Raw genomic sequence first — 18,125 nt, forward strand, 5'->3', positions numbered from 1 at the left:
CCGCCCGCCACCACGATCTTCGCGCTGGTGGTAGATCGGCCCGCACCGCCGCTAGAGCTTGCGAAGTCCACTGAGCACCCTTTCGAGCAGTGTCACATCCGGCGTACCGCCGGCGTCTCCGTTGCCTGGCTGATGAATGGCCACCATGCCCGCTTCCGCCAGGTCGGCCACGAGAATGCGCGCCACCCCGAGCGGCATCGTCAGCAGGGCCGACACCTCCGCCACGGACTTGACCTCCCGGCACAGGTGGCAGATCCGCTGGTGCTCGGGGAGCAGGGTGGCGAGATGCGCGGGGTCGGCGGTCGTGCTGACCAGCGCCTCGATGGCGAGCTGGTAGCGCGGCCGGGTCCGGCCGCCGGTCATGGCGTACGGGCGGACCAGCGGCTGGTCGCCCTCAGCTCCGTACGACGCGTCGATCGAGGCGCCGTACGGATCGTGAGGGGCGGGTGGCGGGGTCATGAATCCTCCGGGCGTGACAGCAAGATGTCTGCGTGCCGTCTGACTGGGCCGGTGGGGGGCCGGTGGGCGGCCTGACGGTTGATGAGCTGGGGTCGTTCCTTCGAGGCCTCAGTGCAGCAGACTTCCCTGGAGCTCGGCGCGCAGGTCCGGGGTGAGTACCGTACCGGCGCGGTCGACCAGGAGGGCCATTTCGTACCCCACGAGGCCGATGTCGCACTCGGGGTGTGCGAGCACGGCCAGCGACGAACCGTCGGAGACGGACATGATGAAGAGGAAGCCGCGCTCCATCTCCACCACCGTCTGGTTGACCGGGCCGCCTTCGAATATCCGGGACGCCCCCGCGGTCAGCGAGGTCAGACCGGACGCCACGGCCGCGAGCTGGTCGGCACGGTCGCGGGGGAAGCCCTCGGACATGGCCAGGAGCAGTCCGTCCGCGGAGACCACCACCGTGTGCGACACCCCGGGGGTGTTGTCCACGAAATTGGTGATCAACCAGTTCAGATTCTGCGCGGCCTGACTCATCGGACTCAACTAACGCTCCTGCTGGTGAGAGTTGCCGAGGTTGAAGCCATTGTTCGTCGGGCCGGTGTTGCCCGCCTGACGCCCCTGCTGGATACCCCGACGGAGGTTGGTCAGCCGGCCGCGTACGTCAGCGGGCGCACGCGAGACCTGCGGACCGGCCGTCTGATTGTTCTGCTCCTGGGCGGTGCCGGGTACCAGATTGGCACGCGGAACGCGGCGGGGCAGGCCGGAGGTGGTGATTCCGCCCGACTGGGGCTTCTTGGCCCGCTCGGCCTGGCGCACCAGCTCGTCGTTGGGCGACGTGCGCCAGGAGGAGTTGGCGCCGACGCCCTGGGCACCCGGGGTGCTGATGCCCGAGCCGTTGGTCCCCTGGCCGCCCGTCCCCGGCCCGTCGCCGAAGCCGTTGCGGCCCGAGCCGTTCGTACCGAAACCGCCGCGCGGCGTACCGGAGGAACCCGGCGAACCGGCGGGGCCGGTGGAGCTGATGGAACTCGCGACGCCGAAGCTGTCGGTGGAGGTGTCGCGGGAGCCGAAGCCGCCGGAGCGGTTCGTGCCGCCCGGGCCGAAGCTTCCCGTGTCACCTGTGCCGAAGCTGCCCGTGCCGTTCGTGCCGCCCGAGGCGAAGCTTCCGGTGTCACCCGAGCCGTAGCTTCCCGAGCCGTTCGCGCCACCGCCCGTGCGGTCGGTCGGGGAAGAGCCCTGGGTGCCCGACGCGCCGGGCTCGCGGCGCGGCATGGGCGGCAGGTCGGAGCCGCCGTGCCGGCCCTGATCCCGGTCCTGGCCCGTGTCCTGGCCCCGGCCCTGGTCGTACGCCGTCGTCTCCGGCGGCCGCGGGGCCTCCTCCTGCCGCGACCCGTGGAACCAGTTGGTCTCCAGCGTGTCGTACAGGGGCGTACGGCCGTCCCCCGGCCCGGCGGCCGGCGGCAGCGCCTCGGGCTGCGGCTGCGGCGGCAGGCTCGGTGGCCGGTAACCGCCCTCGGAGCCGGGCACCGGGGCGGGCGCCGGGGGCCGCGGGGCGCTGAAACCCTGCTGCCCGGCGGTCATGTCCCGGCGGGGGGCGTCGTAGTCCTGCTGGGCACGGCCGTCGGAACGGTCGCCGTATCCCTGGCGGTCGCCGTATCCCAGCCGGTTGCCCTGGTCGCCCTGGTCCGCCTGGTAGCCGCCGCCCTGATAACCGGTCGGCGCGGGGGCGTTGAAGTCGGGCCGCGGGAACTGGGCGGTGGCGGCCGGGTCCTGGTCGCCGCGGGGCTGGTCCGCGCCGGGCCGGGGCCCCTGGAAGTCGGGGCGGGGGAACTCAGCCGTGGCGCCGGGGCCCTGGCGGTCGTCCGCCTGCGGGAACCGGCCGGTGGCGTCGTGCTCCTCGTGGCCGCGCGGGGCGTCCACCGAGGGGCGCTGGAAGGGGGAGTTCCGGTCGTTGCCCCAGCCGGCGTCCTGGGCGCGTGGCTGCGGCGTGCCGCCGGGCAGTTCGGCCCGCGGTCCGCCGGGCGGCGGGAGCTGCCGGCCGCGGTCGGGCGCGTCGCCCGGCTGGAAGGCGTTCCGGTCCCCGGGGCGGCCCGCCTGGCCGGTGCCGGCGGTACGGTCGTCATGGCCCGGGCCCTGCCGGCCGGGACCGGACTGCCCCGGTCCGTGCTGGCCGCCCCAGCCGCCGCCCTGTCCCTGCGAGGAGGGACCGAAGGCGTTCTGGCTGAAGAAGTCGGAGCGACCCGAGTCCTGGCCCTGCCGCGGCCGTCCCTGGCCACCGCCCGGAGCGCCGTCGCGGGGCGGCAGCGCGACCCGCGGGCCCGCGCCGGCACCCACCTGTCCGCGCTGCGGGGCGCCGCCGAGCTGGCCGCCGGGCGCGGCGGACGGCCCGTCGGCACCGGGGCGGGGCCCCTGGGCGGCACCGGCACCGGTCCCGGCTCCCTGGCCGCCGGGACCGCCCTGGCCCCCGGGCCGGCCCAGCGGGCTCTTCTTGTTCCCGTGCGCGACATCGACCGGCAGCATGACCAGCGCGGTCGTGCCGCCGGAGTCGGAGGGGCGCAGCTGGATCCGGATGCCGTGCCGCAGGGACAGCCGGCCGACCACGAACAGACCCATGCGGCGCGAGACCGAGACGTCCACGGTCGGCGGCGAGGCGAGGCGCTCGTTGATCGCCGCGAGGTCCTCGGGCGACAGGCCGATACCGGTGTCGTGGATCTCGACGAGCACCCGTCCGTCGGGCAGGGCGTGACCGGTGACGCGGACCTTCGTCTGCGGCGACGAGAACGACGTCGCGTTCTCCAGCAGCTCGGCGAGGAGGTGCACGAGGTCGTTGACGACGCGGCCGGCGACCTCGGTGGTGGGCACGGAGGCCAGTTCGATGCGCTCGTACTGCTCCACCTCGGAGGCGGCGGCACGGAGCACGTCGACCAGCGGCACCGGACGGGTCCACCGGCGGCCGGGCTCCTCACCGGCGAGGACCAGCAGGTTCTCACCGTTACGCCGCATACGCGTGGCGAGGTGGTCCAGCTTGAACAGCGAGGAGAGCTGGTCCGGGTCGGCCTCGCGCGACTCCAGCTCGGAGATCAGCGACAGCTGACGCTGGATCAGGCCCTGGCTGCGACGCGAGAGGTTGGTGAACATCGCGTTGACGTTGCCCCGCAGCAGCGCCTGTTCGGCGGCCAGCCGGACCGCCTCGCGGTGCACGTCGTCGAAGGCCGTGGCGACCTGACCGATCTCGTCCCGGGAGTGCACACCGACCGATTCGACGGAGGTGTCGACGTCCTGCGGGTCCGCCTCGGAGAGCTGCTTGACCAGCTCGGGCAGCCGGTCCTGGGCGACCTTCGTCGCCGTGTCCTGGAGCCGGCGCAGCGAGCGGATCATGGACCGGGCCACCACGAAGGCGCCGACGAGCGAGACCCCGAGGACGACGACGATCAGCGCCGCGTTGAAGATCGCCTCTTGCTGCGACTCGGAGCGCAGCTCACGGGCCTTGCTCTCCATCTCGCCCAGCAGCGTGGCCTCGATGGTCTTCATCGCGTTGATCCGCGTGGACGCCTGGTCGGTCCAGTCCAGGTACGAGCGGTTGGGCTGGTTCGCGAGGCCGTCCTGCCGGTCGAGCACCCGGTCGGCGTACTTCTCGGACGCCTGGATCTCGGGGTTGCCCTGGCCGTTGAGCGGAGCCATCAGCTCCTCGGCGTCGCCGCCCATCGACTCGTACAGCTGGGTGAAGGAGGTGAGGGCGTTCTTCTCCTTGCTGGCCGCGGCCAGACCGTAGAGCCGGTCGTTCTCGGTGAGGTCGCCCTTCTTCGAGGGCGTGGCCGGCAGCGAGGCGGCGATGATCGCCCGCTGGATGGAGGCGTACTCCTTGGCGGAGGAGAACGCGGCCAGCGCGCGGGTCCGCTTGATCATGTCCGGGTTGCTGGTCGCCTGCGCCATGTCCTGCGAGAGGCTCAGCAGCGACTCGATCAGCTGGCTGTAGGCGTCGACCGTCAGCGAGTTCGCCTCGGCGTTGGTGTACGCGTCCCGGCGGATCTCGTTGATCTTGTTGACCTGGGTGGCGATCTGGTTGGCGTTGGCGCGGATGCTCTCCAGCGCCTGATCGTTGTCCGTGTTGCCGATCTGCCGCGTGGCGTCGAGGAACGCCAGCTTCGCCCGGTCGGTCTTCGTGCGGCGGTCGCCCACCTTGAAGTCGTCGGCGTCCGCGCCGTTGCGCAGCGGGCCGGCCGACTCGTCGCGCTCCGCCTGGAGCGCGATGGAGAGGTCGGTCGCCTCCTTGGTCAGCTTCGTCAGCAGCTGCATGTGCTCCAGCTGCTGGATGTCGTCGAGCGACTGGTTGATCCGCAGACCGCCCAGCGTGGTCGCCGCGACGACCGGCAGGGTGAGCAGCGCCACGAGGCGGGTGCTGATGCGCCAGTTGCGCAGCGCTATCCGGGAGCCGGGGTCGCCGGTCGTGATGGTCTCCGGTGCCGGCTGCGGGGCGGACTTGGGCGCCACCGAGGGCTTGCCGCCACCGGGGCCCGCGCCGGGACGCGTGCCGCGGCCGCCGCTCTCGCCCGAGGGAGCCGACGGCCCGGAGGGCGCCGTACCCGGGTTCGGGGTGTGCTGGGGCGAGGAGCCGCGATCGGACCCGCCGCGGGGCTCCTGCTCCGCCGCAGCACTGCCATCCCTCTTGAAACGTCCCTGCACTAGTGTCGCAACCTCTGGACCAGGCGCCCCTCCGCGTGGCGGAGGGGCGGTGTCGGCTTTGTGGGGCGCCGAGAAGCTCCCCATGGTGGTCGTGAGTGACCGGCGCTGCTCCCCTTCTCCACCGCCACTCGGCGCTGCGTCGCGCCCTCGCGCCGGCTGTTCAAACCCGCGGCGGTGGTGGGAATTCCAGCACAGTGGCGGATCTCCAACAAGGGCCGCAGGTGGGACTGTCACCTGAATGACAGCGTGTGAGCGCCGCGTCACGAGCCGTAGAAAGTGTTCGCGGAGGAATCGGACTTTTATTGACGAGACCCGCGGGGGTGAGGGGTGTCCCAGTCCGCATGATCGACAGCGGAATGCCTCGTTCGGTTATGCAATGTCCGTTTCCGTGATCACCCGCCCGCGTCCGCTATGGCCGAAATGCCGGACGATTGGTGAGCAAACTCACAGAGAGATCGCGGAAAGTTCCCGGCGTTCGTGGGGAATTGGATGTTTAGCCTGACGCTTTACAGGGATGGCACATCCGACAAGCAGCGCCCCGGGCGCCCTCACACGCGACAAGGTCTGACGCCACAGATGAAGACGACGATGACGTTCCGCAGCACCGCCAATCCGCGCCGCACCACGCTGGCGCACCTCAAGGACACCGAGGCCCTGCTGTCCGCGGAGCGTCCGGAGCACTCCGTCGCGCTGCCGAACCGGACCGCCAACCCTCGCCGTACGATCCTGATGGACGTCCCGGCCGACCGATAGGTTCCCGGCCGGCCGCGACCGGTCCCCCTCGAGTACGCGCGCCGGACGGCCGGCGTTCACCGCGCACGGACGCCGCGTCCGCGCGAGTGCGGCGTCCGCGCGAGCGCCGGGCGCCGGTCACGCGCCTGCCGTGCGTCCCGTGTCCCCCCGGCGCGCGCCTCCGGCCGTGTCCGTCACCCGGGGGCAAGGGGCCCCTGAGACGCCGGGCCCTGAGACGCCGGGCCGCCCCTTCACATCGCGTTAGCCTGGAGCGTCAGTCTCCAGACCAGCGAGCAAGTGAGGGGCGACAGCATCCCGTGCGCATCGCCAGATTCTCCATCGACGGCAATGTCGCCTTCGGCGCGGTCGAGGGCGAAGGCACCGGCGACCCCGCCGGCCTCGTCCTCGACATCATCAAGGGCATTCCGTACGCCGACTTCGAACTGTCGGGCACCAAGGTCCCGCTGAGCAAGGTCAGGCTCCTGCCGCCCGTGCTGCCCAACAAGGTCGTCGGCATCGGCCGCAACTACGCGGAGCACGCGGCGGAACTCGGCAACGAGGTCCCCGAGGTCCCGGTCGCCTTCCTCAAGCCGACCACCTCGGTGATCGGCTCGGGCGACGCGATCGAGTACCCCTCCTTCTCGACCGAGGTGCACTACGAGGCCGAACTGGCCGTCGTCATCGGCCGGATGTGCCGGGAGGTCCCGCGCGAGCGCGTCCGGGACGTGATCCTCGGCTACACCTGCGCCAACGACGTCACCGCCCGCGACGCGCAGCGCCGCGAGAAGCAGTGGAGCCGCGCCAAGGGCTTCGACACCTCCTGCCCGCTCGGCCCCTGGGTGGAGACCGACCTCGACCCCTCCGACCTCGCGATCCAGTGCACGGTCAACGGGGAACAGCGCCAGCTCGGCCGGACGAGCGAGATGATCCGCTCGATCGAGGACCTGGTCGTCCACATCACCGAGGCCATGACGCTGCTCCCGGGCGACGTCATCCTCACGGGCACCCCCGCGGGGGTCGGCCCGCTCACCGTCGGCGACGAGGTCGCCGTCACCATCGAAGGCATCGGCACTCTCACCAACAAGGTGATCAAGCGTGGCTAACGCACCCGTGCGTGTTCGTTTCTGTCCCTCCCCGACCGGCAACCCCCATGTGGGCCTGGTCCGCACCGCCCTGTTCAACTGGGCGTTCGCCCGCCACAGCGGCGGCACCATGGTCTTCCGCATCGAGGACACCGACGCGGCGCGCGACTCGGAGGAGTCGTACGAGCAGCTGCTCGACGCGATGCGCTGGCTCGGGCTCGACTGGGACGAGGGCCCGGAGGTGGGCGGCCCGCACGCGCCGTACCGCCAGTCCCAGCGGATGGACGTCTACCGCGACACCGCCGCCAAGCTGCTGGCGGCCGGGCACGCGTACCACTGCTACTGCTCCACCGAGGAGCTGGACGCCCGCCGCGAGGCCGCCCGCGCGGCCGGCCGGCCCTCCGGCTACGACGGCCACTGCCGGGACCTCACCGCCGAGCAGAAGGACGCGTACGAGGTCGAGGGACGGGCGTCCATCGTGCGCTTCCGGATGCCCGACGAGCCGATCACCTTCACCGACCTCGTCCGCGGCGAGCTCACGTTCGCGCCGGAGAACGTCACGGACTACGGCATCGTCCGCGCCAACGGCGCCCCTCTCTACACGCTCGTCAACCCCGTCGACGACGCCCTGATGGAGATCACCCACGTCCTGCGCGGCGAGGACCTGCTCTCCTCCACCCCGCGCCAGATCGCGCTGTACAAGGCGCTGATCGAGCTGGGCCTGGCCAAGGACGTGCCGGCCTTCGGCCACCTGCCGTACGTGATGGGCGAGGGCAACAAGAAGCTCTCCAAGCGCGACCCGCAGTCGTCCCTCAACCTCTACCGCGAGCGCGGGTTCCTGCCCGAGGGCCTGCTCAACTACCTCTCGCTGCTCGGCTGGTCGCTCGCCGCCGACCGCGACGTCTTCTCCGTACCGGAGATGGTCGCCGCCTTCGACATCGCCGACGTGAACGCGAACCCGGCGCGCTTCGACCTGAAGAAGGCCGAAGCGATCAACGCCGACCACATCCGCAGGCTGGACGTGAAGACGTTCATCGAGGCGTGCGGGCCCTGGCTGAAGGCCCCGCACGCGCCCTGGGCCCCGGAGGCCTTCGACCCGGCGGCCTTCGAGGCCCTGGCCCCGCTGGCCCAGACCCGGCTGACCGTCCTGTCGGACATCACCGCCAACGTCGACTTCCTCTTCCTCGACGAGCCGGTGGCGGACGAGGCGTCCTGGGCGAAGGCCATGAAGCCGGGCGCGGACGCCCTGCTGGCCACCGCCCGCGCGAAGCTCGCCGAGGCGGAGTGGGCGGCGGAGCCCCTCAAGAACGCGGTCCTCGCGGCCGGCGAGGAGCACGGCCTGAAGCTGGGCAAGGCCCAGGCCCCGGTCCGCGTCGCCACCACGGGCCGCACGGTCGGCCTGCCGCTCTTCGAGTCCCTGGAAGTCCTGGGCCGCGAGCGCGCACTGGCCCGGATCGACGCCGCGCTCGCGAAGCTCGCGGGCTGAGCATCGCCCGCGCGTGCCCCACTGACGTGCCCGAGGGCGGCCACCGCGACCCGGCGGCCGCCCTTCGGCGTCCCGGGGCACGTATGCGCCTACGGCGGTCCTCGGCGCCCGGCCGGGCGTACGACGGTACGGGGCCGGGGCGGCCGGCACCGGCGCGCCCTGACCACGCGGATACCCGTTTTGGAGCGGTGTCCGCGATCGGGTAATGTTCTTCCTGCGCCGCCCGAGAGGGCCGAAGGGCCCGGCGGGTAGCGCAAACCAAACAAAACCCCCCACCGGGGGTTGAGTTTTGGTGGGCTATGGTGTAATTGGCAGCACGACTGATTCTGGTTCAGTTAGTCTAGGTTCGAGTCCTGGTAGCCCAGCGCAGATTCTCTCTGCGGAGCCCCCGTTGTGTAGCGGCCTAGCACGCTGCCCTCTCACGGCAGTAGCGCCGGTTCGAATCCGGTCGGGGGTACAGATCCTTCTCTCCGATGTCTTCGGGTCGCTCCCGGATGCGTCGATGCAGGATCGCTAGGGCCCCCGTTGTGTAGCGGCCTAGCACGCCGCCCTCTCAAGGCGGTAGCGCCGGTTCGAATCCGGTCGGGGGTACTGGTCTGAACCACCATGGGCTATGGTGTAATTGGCAGCACGAGTGATTCTGGTTCATTTAGTCTAGGTTCGAGTCCTGGTAGCCCAGCGCAGATTCCCTCTGCGGAGCCCCCGTTGTGTAGCGGCCTAGCACGCCGCCCTCTCAAGGCGGTAGCGCCGGTTCGAATCCGGTCGGGGGTACATGGAGAAACGATGAGGCCCCTCCCGGTCGGGAGGGGCCTCATCGCCGTGCGCGGGACGGCGTCACGCGGCTCAGCCGCCTGATACGGCTCGTCGGCCGATCATCCGGTGTTTCTCGTACCGGCCCCGGACCTCTTCGTACCGGCCGGACCGCTGCGACGCTGGAGCGGCCTGCCGGTGGTGCCGACGGGGGAGTGGGGGAGCGGGGATCTCAGCCCGCGCGGCGCAGGGCCTCGCTGAGCCGCCCCGCCGCGTCTATCACGGCCTGCGCGTGCATCCGGCCCGGATGGCGCGTGAGCCGTTCGATCGGTCCGGATACCGAGACGGCCGCGACCACCCGGTTCGAGGGCCCGCGCACCGGCGCCGAGACCGAGGCCACTCCCGGCTCGCGCTCGCCGATCGACTGGGCCCAGCCCCTGCGCCGTACGCCCGAGAGCGCCGTCGCCGTGAAGCGCGCGCCCTGGAGGCCGCGGTGCAGCCGCTCCGGCTCCTCCCAGGCCATCAGGATCTGGGCCGAGGAGCCCGCCTTCATGGTCAGAGTGGAGCCGACCGGGACCGTGTCCCGCAGCCCGGAGAGCCGCTCCGCCGCGGCCACACATATCCGCATGTCGCCCTGGCGGCGGTAGAGCTGCGCGCTCTCGCCGGTCAGGTCCCGGAGGTGGGTGAGTACGGGTCCGGCCGTGGCCAGCAGGCGGTCCTCGCCGGCCGCGGCGGCCAGCTCGGCCAGCCGCGGACCGAGGATGAACCGGCCCTGCATGTCCCTCGCCACCATCCGGTGGTGTTCCAGTGCCACGGCCAGACGGTGGGCCGTGGGTCGTGCGAGCCCGGTCGCCGCGACCAGCCCGGCGAGGGTGGCCGGACCGGACTCCAGGGCGCTCAATACCAGAGCAGCCTTGTCGAGAACGCCGACGCCGCTAGAGTTGTCCATGAAACGATACTCGCGTCTCACTCTGTGAAACGCAAGTTCAATATCGCCGGGAACTTGCCAACCTGTAGGTACGAGCCCGCGGACCAACGGGTCTTCGGCCGGCGTCCGGCGCGGGGGATACGGACGCGGGCCCACATGTCTCTAGGAGCGCCGGCCGCACCAGGCCGGTCGGAGGGAAAGCGATGGGTAGGACACTCGCGGAGAAGGTCTGGGACGACCATGTCGTCCGGCGCGCAGAGGGCGAGCCCGACCTCCTCTTCATCGATCTGCACCTGCTGCACGAGGTGACCAGCCCCCAGGCCTTCGACGGCCTGCGCAAGAACGGGCGGCGGGTCCGGCGGACCGACCTCACCCTCGCCACCGAGGACCACAACACCCCCACCCTCGACATCGACAAGCCCATCGCGGACCCCGTCTCCCGCGTCCAGCTGGAGACGCTGCGCAAGAACTGCGCGGACTTCGGCGTCCGGCTGCACCCGCTGGGCGATGTCGAGCAGGGCGTCGTCCATGTCGTCGGCCCGCAGCTGGGCCTGACCCAGCCCGGCACGACCGTGGTCTGCGGTGACAGTCACACCTCCACCCACGGCGCGTTCGGCGCGCTGGCGTTCGGCATCGGGACCAGCCAGGTCGAGCACGTCCTGGCCACCCAGACGCTGCCGATGAGCCGCCCCAGGACCATGGCCATCACCATCGAGGGCGAGCCGGCCGACGACGTCACCGCCAAGGACCTGATCCTCGCCGTGATCGCCAAGATCGGTACCGGCGGCGGTCAGGGCTACATCCTCGAGTACCGCGGCTCCGCCATCGAGAAGCTCTCGATGGAGGCCCGGATGACCATCTGCAACATGTCCATCGAGGCCGGCGCCCGTGCGGGCATGATCGCCCCGGACGAGACCACCTTCGCCTATCTCCAGGGCCGGGACCACGCCCCCACCGGTGCGGACTGGGACGCGGCGGTCGCGTACTGGAAGACGCTGCGCACCGACGACGACGCGGTCTTCGACGCCGAGGTCTTCATCGACGCCGCCGAACTGGCCCCGTTCGTCACCTGGGGCACCAACCCCGGCCAGGGCGCGCCGCTGTCCGCGCGCGTCCCCGACCCGGCCTCGTACGAGGACGCCTCGGAGCGGTACGCCGCCGAAAAGGCCCTGGAGTACATGGGGTTGACCGCGGGGCAGGCGCTGCGCGACATCACCGTGGACACCGTCTTCGTAGGCTCGTGCACCAACGGCCGCATCGAGGACCTGCGCTCGGCCGCTGGGATCCTCGACGGCCGCAAAGTCGCCGACGGGGTACGGATGCTGGTCGTTCCCGGTTCGGTACGGGTCGCCCTCCAGGCCGTCGAGGAGGGACTGGACAAGGTGTTCACCGCCGCGGGAGCCGAGTGGCGGCACGCCGGCTGTTCGATGTGTCTGGGCATGAACCCCGACCAACTCGCGCCCGGCGAGCGCTCCGCGTCCACCTCCAACCGCAACTTCGAGGGCAGGCAGGGCAAGGGCGGCCGTACGCACCTGGTCTCCCCCCAGGTCGCCGCCGCCACCGCCGTGCTGGGCCACCTGGCCTCGCCCGCCGATCTGTCCGGTGCCGACGCCGGTGCCCGTACGCCCGCTGGAGCGCGATAACCATGGAAGCCTTCACCACCCACACCGGCCGTGCCGTCCCGCTGCGCCGCAGCAACGTCGACACGGACCAGATCATCCCGGCCCACTGGCTGAAGAAGGTCACCCGCGACGGTTTCGAGGACGGCCTCTTCGAAGCCTGGCGCAAGGACTCGTCCTTCGTCCTCAACCAGCCCGCGTACCAGGGCGCCACGGTGCTGGTGGCCGGTCCGGACTTCGGTACCGGCTCCTCCCGTGAACACGCTGTGTGGGCTTTGCAGAACTTCGGCTTCAAAGCCGTCATCTCGTCCCGGTTCGCCGATATCTTCCGGGGCAACTCCCTCAAGAACGGCCTGCTGACGGTCGTCCTGGAGCAGCCGGTCGTGGACGCTCTCTGGGAGATCGCGGAGAGCGACCCGACGGCCGAGATCACCGTGGACCTGGAGCGGCGCCAGGTACGGGCCACCACGCCCGACGGGGCCGCACTTACGGCCGATTTTGAGCTTGACGAGAACTCCCGTTGGCGTCTGCTCAACGGGCTCGACGACATCAGCCTCACCCTCCAGAACGAAGCCGACATCGCCTCGTACGAGGCCACCAGGCCGGCCTTCAAACCGCGTACGATCACTGCCTGATCTGCGTCTTTCCCCTCCTGCACCCCTCACCTTCCGGTGGGGGGTGCAGTTGTTTGTTGAGACCCCGCCGGGCGACAACTCGCCCTAGATGGCACAATCGGCGCATGGACCGCGACGACCAACTCGAGCTCTACGGGTTAGTCGCGGAACAACTCAAAGAAGCGCACGCGAGGGTGCGCGGTCTGCGCGTCACGGACGAGGCGCGGGCCGCGCTGACCCGAAAGCTGCTGGTCATCACGGCAGCGGCGAAACACGATCTGCCCGGCGCGGCAAGGCGGCTGGACCGCTTGATGAAGGACCTGGACGAGGGTCGATTTCCAGAAGGTGACTGACCCGCCGGATCTCGGCCAGGTCTACTTCGTTGCGGCACTAGGGTGATTAGCCCGTTTCGTGTTTGATTTGCGGTATATATCTGCCTAACGTGCGAAAAAGCTTGAACACTTTCGTTCCGGCAATGTCTCCGAAGGGGAAGACGTGAACAAGGCACAGCTCGTAGAAGCGATTGCCGACAAGGTCGGCGGCCGTCAGCAGGCCGCCGACGCGGTGGACGCGGTACTCGACGCGATCGTCCGAGCGGTGGTCGCGGGCGACCGGATCTCGGTCACCGGGTTCGGTTCCTTCGAGAAGGTCGACCGCCCCGCCCGGTACGCGCGCAACCCGCAGACAGGGGAGCGCGTCAGGGTCAAGAAGACCTCGGTGCCGCGCTTCCGCGCAGGCCAGGGCTTCAAGGACCTGGTCAGCGGCTCGAAGAAGCTCCCGAAGAACGACGTCGCGGTGAAGAAGGCGCCCAAGGGCAGCCTCTCGGGCGGTGCTTCCACCCGTACGACCGCCAAGGCCGCGGCGAAGAAGGCGACGGCGAAGAAGGCCACGGCGGCCAAGAAGACCACCGCCAAGAAGGCCACGGCGGCCAAGAAGACCACGGCCAAGAAGGCGGCGGGGGCCAAGAAGACCACCGCCAAGCAGGCGGCGGCCGCGAAGAAGACCACGGGCGCGGCGAAGAAGACCACCGCCAAGAAGACCGCTCCGGCGAAGAAGGCGACGGCCAAGAAGGCGCCCGCTCGAAAGGCGACCGCGCGGACGACGACCGCGAAGAAGACCACCGCAAGGAAGAAGTGAGGCAGAACGCCACACGGCCGTAACGCGCCGGGCCGGGCTCCCCTCGGGGAGCCCGGCCCGCGGCGTTGTGGGCGCCCGTCGAGACGGTCGGTCCGTCGAGACAGTCGGTCCGTGCGACGGCCCGTAACGCGGCCTGTGGGGCGTGTGGTGCGGTCTGTGGGGCGTGTGGGGCCTGCGCGTCACACGCGCCGTACGAGACCGTACGAGAGGCCGTACGCACGGCCGTACGCGTCACAGAGTCTGGAGCGTCACCAGCGTGATCCGCAGGGACGGGCCCTCGCCCTCCGTCTCGATCCGTACCCGCTGGCCCACCCGCAGCAGCCGCAGACCGCCCGCGTCGAAGGCCGCCGCGTCGAACTCCACGGGTGTGCCGTCGTCGAGCAGCACACTGCCGGTCCGGGTGGTGGCGTCGAAGGTGTACGAGGTCGCCTGCATCGTCGCAGCGTAACGCCTCCCCGCGAGCGGCCCGGAGGGGCACTGGGCACGGGCGGCGGCGCCCCACGCCCCCGGGCACGCGCCTCCCGGCCGGGACCGCCGTCGCGCCTCCGCCGCATCGACGAGGTCCCCGGACACCGGACGCGCGGCCCGGCCGAAGCGTTCCGCCGACGGCCCGGCGGGTTCAGGCGGCCCCCGGCCGAGGGGCGCCCAGGCCGTCCAGTTCCGCGTAACGCGCCGCGGTGTAGGGGCCGAGCCCCAGCTCCGCCGCCGCCAGCAGATCGTTCCCCGTATCGACGTCCCGCCGTACGGAATCCACCCCGGTCAGCGCGATTTCCACGGCGCCGGAGGACAAATGCCGGAGCCGGGAGGGGCCGCCGAAAGACGGATTCAATTCCGCGTCCGGGGCGGCGGTGAGCAATGTCGTGCCGATTTCGGCGGCGTCCGTGAGAAAAGCCCGCGGAAAGGACCGGGCGGCCCGCAGTACCCGCGCCAGCTCGTCGGGGCGGAGCGCCGGAAGATCCGCGTTGAGCGCGGCCACCGCCGCCCCCGGCCGGGCCGCCCGTACGGTCCGCGCGCCGTGCGCCAGCGCCGCGTTGAGACCGGCGCCCGGAGCGTCCGGCACGACACGCGCCCCCAGCGCGGCGAGTTCCACCGCGGCCGTCGGATCGTCCGTGACGACCACCACATCCCGTACGACGGGGCAGGCCAGGGCCGCCGCCACGGTGTCCTGCGCGAAGGCCAGGGCGAGGCGCGGACGCAGCTCGTCGCCCGCCGGCCCCGCGAGTCTGCTCTTGGCCAGCGGCAGCGGCTTGAGAGGGACGACCAGTGACCAGCGGGCCGTCGGGTCGGTGTCCGTGGCGAACTCCCCGTCTCTCGTCGTCTCTCTTGTCCGTGCGTGGCCGGCCTCCCATTGTGGCCCGGCGGGCTCCCGGCCCACAGCGGCGGCCCGGAAAGCGAGGCGTACGGTGTTCTCGACAGAGCAGGGGCCCGGGGCCAGACTTGACCCCCGGCAGCCGGGCAGTGGGCCGGGCGAGAAGAGGAAGGTGTCCGAGTGTCCCGCCGTAGGATCGGCTTCTGGTATCGCCTGGCGGCGGTCATCGCGAAACCGCCATTGCTCGTTCTGCTCAAGCGGGACTGGCAAGGGGCGGAGAACATCCCGGCCGACGGCGGATTCATCACCGCGGTGAACCACAATTCCCATCTCGACCCGTTCGCCTATGCCCACTTCCAGTACAACACCGGCCGCGTCCCGCGCTTCCTCGCCAAGCACGGCCTGTTCACCAAGGGATTCATCGGCGCCGTGATGCGCGGCACCGGTCAGATCCCCGTGTACCGCGAGACCAGCGACGCGCTGAGCGCGTTCCGCGCCGCCATCGACGCGGTGGAGCGCGGCGAGTGCGTGGCCTTCTACCCGGAGGGCACCCTCACCCGCGACCCCGGCCTGTGGCCCATGACCGCGAAGACCGGGGTCGCCCGGGTCGCCCTCCAGACCCGGTGCCCGGTGATCCCCGTCGCCCAGTGGGGCGCCAACCTCGTCCTGCCGCCGTACGCGAAGAAGCCCGATCTCTTCCCGCGCAAGACGCACCGCGTGCTCGTCGGCAAGCCCGTCGACCTCTCCCGCTTCTACGACCGGGAGATCACCCCCGAATTGCTGCGGGAGGCGACCGAGGTCATCATGGCGGCCATCACCGAACTGCTCGCCGAACTGCGCGGCGAGCCGGTGCCCACCGCCCTGTACGACCATCGCCAGGTACGGGCAGAACAGCGGCGCAAGGCCGCGGAAGAGGGGTCCAAGTGACGCGCGTCGCCGTCTTCGGAGCGGGTTCGTGGGGCACGGCGTTCGCCATGATCCTCGCCGACGCGGGGTGCGAGGTGACCGTCTGGGGCCGCCGCCAGGAGGTCGCCGACGCCATCAACACCACCCGTACCAACCCGGACTACCTGCCCGGGTTCGAACTGCCCGACGGGGTACGGGCGACGGCCGACCCGGCCGAGGCCGCCCGCGACGCCGAGTTCACCGTGCTCACGGTGCCCTCCCAGACGCTGCGGGAGAACCTCGCCGACTGGGCGCCCGTGCTGCCCTCCGACACCGTGCTCGTCTCGCTGATGAAGGGCGTCGAACTCGGCACCGCCAAGCGGATGAGCGAGGTGATCGAGGAGGTCGCCAAGGCACCCGCCGAGCGGGTCGCCGTGGTCACGGGCCCCAACCTCGCCAAGGAGATCGCCGGGCGGATGCCGGCCGCGGCCGTCGTCGCCTGCCGGGACGAGGAAGTCGCGCGACGGCTCCAGGCCGCCTGCCACACCCCGTACTACCGCCCGTACACCAACACCGACGTCATCGGCTGCGAACTCGGCGGCGCGGTCAAGAACGTGATCGGCCTCGCGGTGGGCATCGCCGACGGCATGGGTCTCGGCGACAACACCAAGGCGTCGCTGATGACCCGGGGCCTGGCCGAGACCACCCGGCTCGGCCTGGCCATGGGCGCCGACCCGCACACCTTCTCCGGGCTGGCCGGCATGGGCGACCTGATCGCCACCTGCTCCTCGCCGCTCTCCCGCAACCACACGTTCGGCACCAACCTCGGCCGGGGCATGACCCTCCAGGAGACCATCGCGGTCACCAAGCAGACCGCGGAGGGCGTCAAGTCCTGTGAGTCGGTGCTGGATCTGGCGCGGCGCCATGACGTCGACATGCCGATCACGGAGACCGTGGTGGACATCGTGCACAGCGGGAAGCCCCCGCTGGTCGCGCTGCGGGAACTGATGTCGCGCAGCGCCAAGCCCGAACGCCGCTGAAGGGGCGCCCCCTCTTTTTTAGGGCTCGGTTCGCCTCCGGGGCGCTTGCTGTACCCATCAGCGGCCTCCGGCCGCGGGCCCTGTCGACGGTCGACCGTGCTCGGTTTGCCCGCGCGGCGGTCACCCCGCGCCGTCAACGCTGACGCGGGCCCTACCAACAGGTACCCTCAACGCGATATGAGCAGCGAGAACTCCTCCCAGAGCCCTGAGCAGCCGCTCCGCAAGCCGCGCGTGGCCGTCGTCTTCGGCGGACGCAGCTCCGAGCACGCCATCTCGGTGGTCACGGCGGGTGCCGTCCTCGGCGCCATCGACCGTACGAAGTACGACGTCCTGCCGATCGGCATCACCACCGACGGCCGCTGGGCGCTCACCGCCGACGACCCCGGGCGGATGGCCATCGCGGACCGCGCTCTGCCCAGCGTCGAGCAGATCGCCGAGTCCACGGAGGGCGGGGTCCTCCTGCCCCTCGACCCCGGGAGCCGGGAGGTCGTCTACAGCGAGCCCGGCTCGGTGCCCAAGGTGCTCGGTGACGTCGATGTCGTCTTCCCCATGCTGCACGGGCCGTACGGTGAGGACGGCACCCTCCAGGGCCTGCTGGAGCTCTCCGGCATCCCCTACGTCGGCGCGGGCGTCCTCGCCTCGGCCGTCGGGCAGGACAAGGAGTACATGAAGCGGGTGTTCACCTCCTTCGGGCTGCCTGTCGGCCCGTACCTGGTGATCAGGCCGCGGGAGTGGGAGCAGGGTCCCGCGGGCGCGGAGGGAGCGGACGCCCGCAAGAAGATCGTCGACTTCGCCGCCGAGCACGGCTGGCCGCTGTTCGTGAAGCCCGCCCGCGCCGGTTCGTCCATGGGCATCAGCAAGGTCGACGGCCCCGCGGACCTGGACGAGGCGATCGCCGAGGCCCAGCGCCACGACCCCAAGATCGTGATCGAGGCGCTGCTGCGCGGCCGGGAGATCGAGTGCGGGGTGCTGGAGTTCGAGGACGGGCCGCGGGCCAGCCTCCCGGCCGAGATCCCGCCCGTCACCGCCCATGACTTCTACGACTTCGAGGCCAAGTACATCGACTCGGCGGCCGGCCTGGTGCCCGCGCCGCTCACCGAGGCGCAGACGGCCGAGGTCCAGCGGCTCGCGGTCGAGGCGTTCGACGCGGCCTCCTGCGAGGGGCTGGTCCGGGCCGACTTCTTCCTCACCGAGGAAGGCGAGTTCGTCATCAACGAGATCAACACCATGCCGGGGTTCACGCCGATCTCCATGTATCCGCGGATGTGGCAGGAGAGCGGTGTGAGCTACCCGGAGCTGGTGGACCGGCTGATCCAGGCGGCGTTGCGCCGGCCGACGGGGCTGCGCTGAGCGGTCCGGGAAGCGTGCGGGGCGGTATCGGTGCCGGGCCCGGCGGCTGTGCCGGGCCCGGCACCG

16 protein-coding genes, 5 tRNA genes and 1 pseudogene are annotated in these 18,125 nt (G+C 71.1%); 15 read left to right on the forward strand and 7 right to left on the reverse strand.

Annotated features, from left to right (window positions below):
• From IG02_RS41000 to IG02_RS0126965, 4 genes and pseudogenes are all read right to left on the reverse strand, one after another.
• A pseudogene (locus IG02_RS41000) lies at positions 1-71 on the reverse strand (ATP-binding protein); the annotation flags it as partial.
• Positions 52-459 carry a DUF742 domain-containing protein gene (locus IG02_RS0126955; RefSeq protein WP_030753453.1) on the reverse strand — a complete coding sequence of 136 codons (408 nt, stop codon included), beginning with the start codon at positions 457-459 and terminating at the stop codon, positions 52-54. The pseudogene IG02_RS41000 and the gene IG02_RS0126955, both read right to left, overlap by 20 nt.
• A gap of 108 nt (positions 460-567) precedes the next feature.
• The gene (locus IG02_RS0126960) at positions 568-981 is read right to left on the reverse strand and encodes a roadblock/LC7 domain-containing protein (protein WP_030753456.1); all 414 of its coding nucleotides are present in this window, start codon (positions 979-981) and stop codon (positions 568-570) included.
• A 9-nt stretch (positions 982-990) separates the two neighbouring features.
• Complete coding sequence (locus IG02_RS0126965; protein WP_030753458.1) at positions 991-5,127, reverse strand: nitrate- and nitrite sensing domain-containing protein; 4,137 nt, start codon at positions 5,125-5,127, stop codon at positions 991-993.
• A 576-nt stretch (positions 5,128-5,703) separates the two neighbouring features.
• Here IG02_RS0126965 and IG02_RS42270 point away from each other — a divergent pair.
• The 8 genes from IG02_RS42270 to IG02_RS0127005 all read left to right on the forward strand — a co-directional run bounded on the left by IG02_RS42270 (position 5,704) and on the right by IG02_RS0127005 (position 9,198).
• Positions 5,704-5,880 (forward strand): hypothetical protein, encoded by a 177-nt coding sequence (locus IG02_RS42270; RefSeq protein WP_199814094.1) that lies wholly within the window; start codon positions 5,704-5,706, stop codon positions 5,878-5,880.
• Positions 5,881-6,176: 296 nt separating this feature from the next.
• Entirely contained in the window at positions 6,177-6,962 is a 786-nt protein-coding gene (locus IG02_RS0126975) for a fumarylacetoacetate hydrolase family protein (RefSeq protein ID WP_030753459.1), read from the forward strand.
• Complete coding sequence (gene gltX / locus IG02_RS0126980) at positions 6,955-8,427, forward strand: glutamate--tRNA ligase (RefSeq protein ID WP_078854865.1); 1,473 nt, start codon at positions 6,955-6,957, stop codon at positions 8,425-8,427. Before IG02_RS0126975 ends, gltX begins: the two co-directional genes overlap by 8 nt.
• 293 nt (positions 8,428-8,720) lie before the next feature.
• A tRNA-Gln gene (locus IG02_RS0126985) sits at positions 8,721-8,792 on the forward strand.
• A gap of 19 nt (positions 8,793-8,811) precedes the next feature.
• Positions 8,812-8,884 (forward strand) — tRNA-Glu (locus tag IG02_RS0126990).
• Between the two features lie 61 nt (positions 8,885-8,945).
• Positions 8,946-9,018, forward strand: a tRNA-Glu gene (locus IG02_RS0126995).
• Positions 9,019-9,034: 16 nt separating this feature from the next.
• A tRNA-Gln gene (locus tag IG02_RS0127000) sits at positions 9,035-9,106 on the forward strand.
• Positions 9,107-9,125: 19 nt separating this feature from the next.
• Positions 9,126-9,198 (forward strand) — tRNA-Glu (locus tag IG02_RS0127005).
• 211 nt (positions 9,199-9,409) lie between these two features.
• Here the strand turns inward: IG02_RS0127005 and ndgR are convergent.
• The gene (ndgR, locus tag IG02_RS0127010) at positions 9,410-10,126 is read right to left on the reverse strand and encodes an IclR family transcriptional regulator NdgR (protein ID WP_030753465.1); all 717 of its coding nucleotides are present in this window, start codon (positions 10,124-10,126) and stop codon (positions 9,410-9,412) included.
• Between the two features lie 182 nt (positions 10,127-10,308).
• Between ndgR and leuC the strand changes: the two genes are divergently transcribed.
• The 4 genes from leuC (at position 10,309) to IG02_RS0127030 (ending at position 13,475) form a co-directional block, all read left to right on the forward strand.
• Positions 10,309-11,748 carry a 3-isopropylmalate dehydratase large subunit gene (leuC, locus tag IG02_RS0127015; RefSeq protein ID WP_030753469.1) on the forward strand — a complete coding sequence of 480 codons (1,440 nt, stop codon included), beginning with the start codon at positions 10,309-10,311 and terminating at the stop codon, positions 11,746-11,748.
• Between the two features lie 2 nt (positions 11,749-11,750).
• Complete coding sequence (gene leuD / locus IG02_RS0127020) at positions 11,751-12,359, forward strand: 3-isopropylmalate dehydratase small subunit (protein ID WP_030753474.1); 609 nt, start codon at positions 11,751-11,753, stop codon at positions 12,357-12,359.
• A 104-nt stretch (positions 12,360-12,463) separates the two neighbouring features.
• Complete coding sequence (locus tag IG02_RS0127025) at positions 12,464-12,691, forward strand: hypothetical protein (protein ID WP_030753477.1); 228 nt, start codon at positions 12,464-12,466, stop codon at positions 12,689-12,691.
• Positions 12,692-12,833: 142 nt separating this feature from the next.
• Positions 12,834-13,475 carry an HU family DNA-binding protein gene (locus IG02_RS0127030; RefSeq protein ID WP_030753481.1) on the forward strand — a complete coding sequence of 214 codons (642 nt, stop codon included), beginning with the start codon at positions 12,834-12,836 and terminating at the stop codon, positions 13,473-13,475.
• A gap of 231 nt (positions 13,476-13,706) precedes the next feature.
• Here the strand turns inward: IG02_RS0127030 and IG02_RS0127035 are convergent, their stop codons facing one another.
• Together IG02_RS0127035 and cofC are read right to left on the reverse strand one after the other, a co-directional pair.
• Entirely contained in the window at positions 13,707-13,910 is a 204-nt protein-coding gene (locus tag IG02_RS0127035) for a hypothetical protein (RefSeq protein WP_030753483.1), read from the reverse strand.
• A 184-nt stretch (positions 13,911-14,094) separates the two neighbouring features.
• Complete coding sequence (gene cofC, locus IG02_RS0127040; protein WP_051765809.1) at positions 14,095-14,739, reverse strand: 2-phospho-L-lactate guanylyltransferase; 645 nt, start codon at positions 14,737-14,739, stop codon at positions 14,095-14,097.
• A 225-nt stretch (positions 14,740-14,964) separates the two neighbouring features.
• Between cofC and IG02_RS0127045 the strand changes: the two genes are divergently transcribed.
• From IG02_RS0127045 to IG02_RS0127055, 3 genes are all read left to right on the forward strand, one after another.
• Positions 14,965-15,711: a lysophospholipid acyltransferase family protein gene (locus tag IG02_RS0127045; RefSeq protein ID WP_030753487.1), complete on the forward strand. Its 747-nt coding sequence runs from the start codon at positions 14,965-14,967 to the stop codon at positions 15,709-15,711.
• Positions 15,708-16,709, forward strand: a complete 1,002-nt coding sequence (locus IG02_RS0127050; protein WP_030753489.1) for an NAD(P)H-dependent glycerol-3-phosphate dehydrogenase — start codon at positions 15,708-15,710, stop codon at positions 16,707-16,709. Before IG02_RS0127045 ends, IG02_RS0127050 begins: the two co-directional genes overlap by 4 nt.
• Positions 16,710-16,886: 177 nt before the next feature.
• Positions 16,887-18,059, forward strand: coding sequence for a D-alanine--D-alanine ligase family protein (locus IG02_RS0127055; RefSeq protein ID WP_030753491.1), 1,173 nt, complete (start codon positions 16,887-16,889; stop codon positions 18,057-18,059).
• Positions 18,060-18,125 lie beyond the last annotated feature (66 nt).

The sequence above is a fragment of the Streptomyces sp. NRRL F-5135 genome (assembly GCF_000719775.1).
GTDB classification, from domain to species: domain Bacteria; phylum Actinomycetota; class Actinomycetes; order Streptomycetales; family Streptomycetaceae; genus Streptomyces; species Streptomyces hebeiensis.